At 62.4% G+C, this 8081-nt stretch carries 7 protein-coding genes and 1 pseudogene; 6 read left to right on the plus strand and 2 right to left on the minus strand.

Translation table 11 applies throughout. The annotated features are described in order from the left end of the window. Positions 1 to 284, plus strand: a pseudogene (locus tag VGP39_RS14935) (hypothetical protein); the annotation flags it as partial. Positions 285 to 415: 131 nt separating this feature from the next. On the opposite strand, the gene VGP39_RS14940 reads toward VGP39_RS14935, so the two are convergent. Together VGP39_RS14940 and VGP39_RS14945 are read right to left on the minus strand one after the other, a co-directional pair. Further along, positions 416 to 991, minus strand: coding sequence for a DUF2939 domain-containing protein (locus tag VGP39_RS14940; protein WP_327568876.1), 576 nt, complete (start codon positions 989 to 991; stop codon positions 416 to 418). A 100-nt stretch (positions 992 to 1091) separates the two neighbouring features. Beyond that, on the minus strand, positions 1092 to 2270 hold the full coding sequence (locus VGP39_RS14945; protein ID WP_327568877.1) for an FAD-dependent oxidoreductase: 1179 nt from the start codon (positions 2268 to 2270) through the stop codon (positions 1092 to 1094). A 180-nt stretch (positions 2271 to 2450) separates the two neighbouring features. Here VGP39_RS14945 and VGP39_RS14950 point away from each other — a divergent pair, with 180 nt between their 5' ends. From VGP39_RS14950 to VGP39_RS14970, 5 genes are all read left to right on the plus strand, one after another. Beyond that, on the plus strand, positions 2451 to 3326 hold the full coding sequence (locus VGP39_RS14950; protein ID WP_327568878.1) for a dihydrodipicolinate synthase family protein: 876 nt from the start codon (positions 2451 to 2453) through the stop codon (positions 3324 to 3326). Positions 3327 to 3380: 54 nt separating this feature from the next. Further along, positions 3381 to 5708, plus strand: a complete 2328-nt coding sequence (locus tag VGP39_RS14955; protein ID WP_327568879.1) for a xanthine dehydrogenase family protein molybdopterin-binding subunit — start codon at positions 3381 to 3383, stop codon at positions 5706 to 5708. A 148-nt stretch (positions 5709 to 5856) separates the two neighbouring features. Beyond that, positions 5857 to 6471, plus strand: a complete 615-nt coding sequence (locus VGP39_RS14960; protein WP_327568880.1) for a LemA family protein — start codon at positions 5857 to 5859, stop codon at positions 6469 to 6471. A gap of 25 nt (positions 6472 to 6496) precedes the next feature. Beyond that, the gene (locus tag VGP39_RS14965; RefSeq protein ID WP_327568881.1) at positions 6497 to 7366 is read left to right on the plus strand and encodes a YgcG family protein; all 870 of its coding nucleotides are present in this window, start codon (positions 6497 to 6499) and stop codon (positions 7364 to 7366) included. Positions 7367 to 7368: 2 nt separating this feature from the next. Then, positions 7369 to 7866, plus strand: a complete 498-nt coding sequence (locus VGP39_RS14970) for a TPM domain-containing protein (RefSeq protein ID WP_327568882.1) — start codon at positions 7369 to 7371, stop codon at positions 7864 to 7866. Positions 7867 to 8081: the final 215 nt, after the last annotated feature.

Consider the following 8081-nt stretch of genomic DNA (forward strand, 5'->3'; position numbering starts at 1 on the left):
ACAATGGAGGACTCTCGATCGATTATGCCGGCAACCTTTATCTGACTGCGGTCGAGACCAAATCCGTTGGCGTCGTCGGCGCCGATCGCAAGTACCGTACTTACTTGAGCGATCCGGAGATGGTTTGGCCCGATGGCATCACGGCTTCTCCCGACGGATATATGTATGTGTCCGCCTCGCAGATCTCCGCAGCGGCTATGTTCCATGGCGGCAAGGCCGAGAACAAACCGCCGTATCTGATCTACCGCTTCAAACCCCTCGCGGCAGGTTACGTCTCTCGCTGAGATGCCCGAATGACCCGCTGCCTTCGGGCAGCGGGTGGTCATTCTGTCTTGAAAAACAATGAGGCGCTTCTTTCCCAAACAATTCCCTAAGGCATTGAAGTGATTCCTGCGCTTTCCCAAGGGAGCGCCAGCTACTTCATCGGCAGCGACTCGACGAGCGCGCGCAAGGCCGCGACCGGCAGTTGGATGCCCGACAGTTTCCAGCCATCGCCTTCGAAATGCAGATGGACGGCGCCGGAATCGCGGTCGTCGCCCAGCAGAATCGCAACCTCAACCAGGTTTATGGGAGAAATACGTCCAAGCAATCGCAGCGCCGAGGGTTCGAGATTTGCTAGTGAAGCGAGGTTTCCGGCTTGCGCATTTTGCGATACATCGCCGACGGCGCCGGTTCGAAGCAGTCGGGTCAGATTTTCCTCGGTAAGCAGTTTCGAAACCAGCGCATCGGCGATCGACGCACCGTAGGTGTTTGCCAGCATGCGCTCCAGCGGCTTGATCGGCCGCTTCGCGCCCAGCCGATCGAGATAGGCGGCAAGAATTTGATCGGTCAGCGAACGTTTTACGCGGGGCACGTCGGTTCTCGCGAGAATTTCTCCGGCATTGCCGGAGCGCACGGCCTCGACCAGATTTTTCGCGGACCAGACCGCGGAGCCGGCGTAAACGACCAGCGATACAAGAACGATAATGACGATTCCGATCAGCCAGCGCATCGCTTGAAATTTCCTGACAACAATCGCCCCCTTCAGACAGCTAAGTACTTGTCGCCGATTTTTGAAGTCTTTTTGCGGCCGGAATCCGATGCGGCGTCAATCAAGCGGCCGCATTGCCGTCGCGATCCAATGCAAAATCATCGATCAACGGAGAAGTCTGTCCCGCGATCAACGCGCCGATCAGCTGCGCGGCCAAAAAGCTGAACGTGATGCCGTTGCCGCTATAACCATAGGCTGCAAAGATTCCGTTCTTTCCCGGCACCGGACCGATCAGCGGCAAGCCGTCGCTGGTAGTGTCAAACGTCCCCGCCCAGCGGAACGCGATGTCGCGGCGTGCATGCGGCCACAGCGCGCCAAGCTTTTCCGTCAGGATGCGCGACTTCTCAGCGATCAGCGCGTCGCGCGCCTCGGGCTCGACGATCGCGTCGCTGTCCTCGCCGCAGATGATGATGCGGCCGGAAACGGTGGTTCGGGCGTAGAGATAATCCTTGCTGTCTTCCCAGATCGGCGCGCCGCCGTTCCAGATATTGTCCGGCTGCGGCGTGGTCGCGATCGCCCAGCTCGACGACACCGTCTGGATGGTCGACTGAATGATCTTCGGCATCACATAACCCGTCGCGAGCACCACATGGCGCGCTTCGATCTGATGGCCGTCCTGCAATTGCACGCCGACCGAACGCGAGGCGGCGTCGAATGCGATCGCTTCGGCCTCGAACAGCCGCGCGCCGCGCGAGACGGCGAGCTTGAGCAGGCCGTACGCCAGTTGCATCGGGTCGGCGTCGGCCGCACCCGGCGAGACGATCGCGCCTGCGCGGGCAATGCCGAAATGTTCGAGCACCGCGGCGTGATCGAGGAACGCGCCCGGCAAGTTTGCGCGGCGTCGAAGCCCATGCTCCTCGATCAGGTCCTTGCTGGTGCTGCCGGCGGCGAGATAGAGCGAATCCTTCGCGCGCATGTCGCAAGGCAGGCCGAGTTCGGCAACCAGCGACTTCAATCCGCTCACGGCCTGCAGGCTTACCTGATACGCGCGCGACGCCCGCTCGAACCCATAAGCTTCCGTGAGTTGCACCAGCGAGCGATCGATTTCCCACAACAGCATCGACGTGCTCGCCGCGGTGCTGCCGCGGCCCGGAAGTTCGCGATCGATGATCACGACGTCGAGGCCTTGCCGCGTCAGCCGTTCGGCAATCGACGATCCGGTACTGCCGCCGCCGACGATCAGCGCGTCGCATTTCAGGTTTTCGGTGATAGCGGTCCGGCTGCGCTGCTGTGCGCGCACAAACCATGGCGGACGGCCGCCGCGCAGGTCGGCTTGCTCAGTGTCGTCGGATTCGAAGGTGGTAATGGCGGCTCCGTTTGGCGAAATCGCTCGATGTTAATCAGGGCTTTCTCCTCAACGGCCGGTGATCTATAGAGTTCCGGCCCCAAGCGCCACGCGCAAATGAGATTAATCGCACACATGACTGATTTCCACGGCGTCTTTCCCTATCTAGTTTCGCCTGTTGACGCCTCGGGGCAGATCCGAACCGATGTGCTCGGCCGGCTCTGCGACGATCTGATCAAGTCCGGCGTGCACGGACTGACGCCGCTGGGCTCGACCGGCGAATTTGCCTATCTGAGCCGCGAGCAGCGTTCGGCGATGGTGCAAACCATCATCGAAGCTGCGCAGCGCCGCGTGCCTGTGATCGCCGGAGTGGCCTCGACCTCGACGGCGGAGGCGGTGGCGCAGGCGAAATTGTACCAGAAGCTTGGCGCCGACGGCATCTTGGCGATTCTGGAAGCGTATTTCCCGGTCAACGATGCGCAGGTCGAATCCTACTTTCGCGCCATCGCGGATGCGGTCGACATTCCGGTGGTGATCTACACCAATCCGCAGTTTCAGCGCTCCGATCTCACCCTCGACGTCATCGCAAGGCTGGCCGAGCATCCGCGCATCGTCGCCATCAAGGATGCCTCGACCAATACCGGCCGGCTGCTGTCGATCATGAACCGCTGCGGCGAGGCTATCGATGTGTTCTCCGCGTCCGCGCATATCCCTGCTGCGGTGATGCTGATCGGCGGCGTCGGCTGGATGGCGGGTCCGGCCTGTGTCATCCCGCGCCGGAGCGTCGAACTTTACGATCTCTGTAGAGCGCAGCGCTGGGATGAGGCGATGAAATTGCAGCGCCGGCTGTGGCGCCTCAATGAAGCCTTCGCGCGCTACAATCTGGCGGCCTGCATCAAGGCGGGGCTTGCGATCCAGGGCTACGACGTCGGCGATCCCATTGCGCCGCAGGCCGCATTGACCGCGGATGAGCGCAAGGTCGTTGAAACGGTATTGCGCGATATCGGCTGATACATAGCTTCCTTGTTACGCAACAATCCAACAAAAGATTCGAAAGACAAACTGATGAACATCCTGCCCGCCAACATGCGCTTCGGCGCGGGCCAGCCGATAAAAAGACTTGAAGACCAGCGGCTGCTGACCGGGAAGGGGCAGTTCATCGACGATAAGCCGGAAGACGGCGCGCTGTGGCTCCATGTGCTGCGTTCGCCGCACGCCCACGCCAGGGTCACATCGATCGACGTCAAGACCGCCACTGAGATGCCCGGCGTCGAAGCCGTCTACACCGGCGCCGATCTGATTGCCGACAATATCGGCACGCTTCCAACACTGGCAGTTTTCCAGCGGCCCGACGGTTCGCCGATGACCGTGCCGCCGCGGAGGTTGCTCGCGCATGAAATCGTGCGCTTCGCCGGCGAACCGGTTGCTGCCGTGGTGGCGACATCGCGTGTTGCGGCGCAGACCGCGACCGAAGCGATATCGGTCGAATATGACGTGTTGCCGTCCGTCGTCGATCCCGTTGCCGCAATTAAACCCGGCGCACCGGTTGTATGGCCCGATGCGCCCGACAACATCGTGGCGGCGATGAACTATGGCGATGCGGCCGCGGTCGAAGCCGCCTTCGCCAAAGCCGCGCATGTGGTCTCGCTCGACCTGGTCAGCCAGCGGCTGGTTCCCTCCGCGATGGAGCCGCGCAGCAGCATCGCCGAGATCGAGAAAAAGTCCGGCCGGTTGATCCTGCATGTGCAATCGCAGACGCCGGGTTCGACCCGCGACGTGCTGGCTGAAGCCGTGTTGAAGCGGCCGAAGGAAAGCGTGCGCGTGCTGGTCGGCGATATCGGCGGCGGTTTTGGCCAGAAGACCAACCTCTATCCGGAAGACGGCCTGGTGGCCTATGCCGCGGTAAAACTTGAGCGCAAGGTGCGCTGGCGCGGCGACCGCACCGACGAATTCGTCGGCGGCACCCATGGCCGCGACCTGACATCATCAGGCGAGTTTGCGCTCGATGCCAAGGGCCGCGTGCTGGCCTATCGCGTGCGTTCGATCGGCGGCACCGGCGCCTACATGAGCGGTGCGGCCAATATCATTCCGCTGGTGCTCGGGCCGTTCGTGCAGAGCGGCGTGTACGACCTGCCGCTTGTGCATTACGAGGTCAAATCGGTGATGACCAACACAGCCCCGGTCGGCGCCTATCGCGGCGCGGGCCGGCCGGAAGGCGTGTTTATCGTGGAACGGCTGATGGACGCCGCGGCCCGGCAGATCGGGATGGATCCGCGCACCATCCGCAAGGTGAATTACATCAAGCCCGGACAACTGCCCTATACCAACGCCGTGGGCCAGGTGTATGACAGCGGCTCGTTTGCGCACATGCTGGATCGCGCCGCAAAACTTGCGGACTGGGACGGCTTTGCTGCGCGAAAAAAGGCGGCGAAGAAAAAAGGCCTGCTTTACGGCCGCGGCCTCACCAGTTACATCGAATGGACCGGCGGGCGCGCGCATACCGAAAAGGTCAGCCTGCACGCCACGGCGGAAGGACGCATCGTGCTGCATTCCGGCACGCAGGCAATGGGGCAGGGCCTGCAGACCACTTACACGCAGATGCTGGCGGAATCGCTCGGCGTCGCCATGGACAGCATCGATATCGTGCAGGGCGACACGGACCTCGCCACCGGCTTCGGCAGCGTCGGTTCGCGCTCGCTGTTCGTCGGCGGCACCGCGCTCGCGGTCTCCAGCAACGACCTGATCGCCAAGGCGCGCGAGAAGGCCTCGCACATGCTGGAAGCCTCCATCGAGGACATCGAATATGGCAATGGCTGGCTCACCGTCGCCGGCACCGACCGGCGCGTCGGCCTGTTCGAGGTTGCGAAGAACGAGCAAGGGGCGCGCCTCAGTGTCGACAGCGAAGGCGAAGTCGACGGCCCGAGCTGGCCCAACGGCGCGCATATCTGTGAAGTTGAGATCGATCCGGAGACCGGGGTCACGCGCGTCGTGCAGTACACCACGGTCGATGACGTCGGCGTTGCCGTCAATCCGATGCTGGTGGCGGGTCAGGTCCATGGCGGCGTAGCACAGGGCATCGGGCAGGCGCTGTATGAGGGCGTGTCGTATGACCCCGAAGGGCAGCTGCTCACGGCGACGTATCAGGACTACTGCATTCCGCGCGCCGACGACATTCCTTCCATCGACGTGACCCTTGACGAGTCGGTACTGTGCCGCACCAATCCGCTCGGCGCCAAGGGTTGCGGCGAATCCGGCGCGATCGGCGGCCCGCCCTGCGTCGCCAACGGCGTGATGGATGCCTTGAGCGATCTCGGCATCAAGACGCTCACCACGCCGTTGACGCCGATGAAAGTCTGGCAGGCGGTCCGGGAAGCGCATTCAGCGGCAAAGTAATGATATAACGTCATTGCGAGAAGCGTAGCGACGAAGCAATCCAGCCTTTACTTGTTGTTTCTGGATTGCTTCGCTTCGCTCGCAATGACGGTCGCTTTTTCCGGGCAAGCGGCTAGATTGCCGATAGCAAAACGACAAGGAGTATCCGATGCGCAGATTGTGGACCGTGCTGGCGGCGCTGGCGACGTTGAGCCTGACCAATTGCGGATATAACGTAATCCAGAGCCAGGACGAGCAGGTCAAGTCCGCCTGGTCCGAGGTCGTCAACCAATACCAGCGCCGCGCCGACCTCGTGCCCAACCTGGTCAATTCGGTGAAAGGCTTTGCGCAGCAGGAAAAGGACGTGCTGCTTGGCGTCACCAACGCCCGCGCCAAGGTCGGCAGCATCCAGGCGACGCCGGAAGTTCTCAACGACCCCGCCGCGTTCCAGAAATTCCAGGCCGCCCAAGGCGAACTCTCGAGCGCGCTGTCGCGGCTGCTGGTGGTCACCGAAAATTATCCGCAGCTCAAATCCGACGCGCTGTTCCGCGATCTGATGTCGCAACTGGAAGGCACGGAGAACCGCATCACGGTGGCGCGGAACCGCTACATCAAGGCGGTGCAGGAATACAACGTCACGGTACGCTCGTTCCCGAACAATCTGACGGCGATGATGTTCGGCTATAAGGAGAAACCCAACTTCTCGGTCGAGAACGAAAAGGAAATCTCGACCGCGCCGAAGGTCGATTTCAATCCGCCGGCGACACCCGCTCCAGCCAAGTAGTCGCGGCAACCGCAAAGGCGCCGCGATGAAAGCTGCAAGAGCCTCCCTTCTTGCGCTGATGTTGTGCTGGGCATTCGCCGCGGCGGCGGATGTCGCGGTGCCGCCGCTCACCGGGCGCGTGGTCGACAGGACCGCGACGCTGAGCAGCAGCGATATTGCCTCGCTTGACAAGACCTTAAAGGATTTCGAGGCCCGAAAAGGCAGCCAGGTCGCGGTGCTGATCGTTCCGACGACGCAGCCCGAAACCATCGAGCAATATTCCCTGCGCGTCGCCGAGGCCTGGAAGATCGGCCGCAAGAAGATCGACGACGGCGCCATTCTCGTCGTCGCCAAGGACGACCGCAAGCTGCGGATCGAGGTCGGTTATGGGCTTGAGGGGGCGCTGACCGACGCCACGTCAAAACGCATCATCGACGAAGTAATCACCCCAAAGTTCCGCAGCGGCGATTTTTCAGGCGGCATTTCCGATGGCGTCAACCGTATCCTTCGCGTCGTCGATGGCGAGCCGTTGCCGGCGCCGGCGCAGCGGCAGCAGAATTCCGGCCTGCTCAGCCAACTTGATCCGTTCAATCCGTTCCTGATCGTCGGGGTGATCGTCGTCGGGGGCCTCATGCGCGGCATCTTCGGCAGGCTGTTCGGTTCGCTCGCCACCGGCGGTTTGGTCGCCGCCTTGTTCTGGTTTATCGCGGCGTCGCTGGCGCTGTCGGCCATCGGCGGCATCATCGCTTTCATCGTCACGCTGATCGGCGACGCGATAACGTCCTCCGGCGGGGTCGGCAGAGGCGGCGGATGGGTAAGTGGCGGTGGCGGATATTCGGGCGGCAGTTCGAGCGGCGGCGGTTTCAGCGGCGGCGGCGGCAGTTTTGGCGGCGGTGGCGCGTCGGGGAGTTGGTGACCATGGGCATCAAGCGTATCGGCAAGCACTTGCTGGAGCACCGCTGGCGGGTCAGGAAGGTTTTTCCCAAGCATGTGCTGACGTCGATCGAGCGCGCGATCAAGGCGAGTGAGGCGACCCATTCCGGCCAGATACGTTTTGTCGTCGAAGGCGCGCTGGACGGTGCGCCGCTATTGCGAAATCAGCCGGCCCGCGCGCGGGCGCTCGATGTTTTTTCGCACCTGCGAATCTGGGACACCGCGCACAATAACGGCGTGCTGATCTATCTCTTGCTGGCGGACCGCGATGTGGAGATTCTCGCCGATCGCGGCATTGACGCGCTGGTCGGTCCTGCCGGCTGGGAAAAGATTTGTGCCGCGATGGAAGCCGAATTCAGGAAAGGAAATTTCGAGGCCGGTGTGCTCAGGGGCATCGAGGCGGTGTCGCGTCACCTGGCGACGCATTTTCCGAAGCACGGCGCAGGCAGAAACGAACTGCCGGATGCGCCAGTGGTGATGTAAACAGCACGTCGCAAAGTCGCGTTCCCCGGATGCTGCGCAGCGCGCCGCCCCTTCGCGGCGTGGTGCGCTGCTACGCCGGGGTCCAGCTTGCTTGCTTAACCGGGGTCCCGGCTCTGCGGAGCGGCATGAAGAATGCCGCACCGCGTCCGGGACACGAGATTGGCGCCATTTACCCGTCGTCCAGCTTGTTGAGATCGCGCACCGACTGCATGATC

This window comes from Bradyrhizobium sp., from assembly GCF_036009065.1.
Lineage (GTDB): Bacteria > Pseudomonadota > Alphaproteobacteria > Rhizobiales > Xanthobacteraceae > Bradyrhizobium.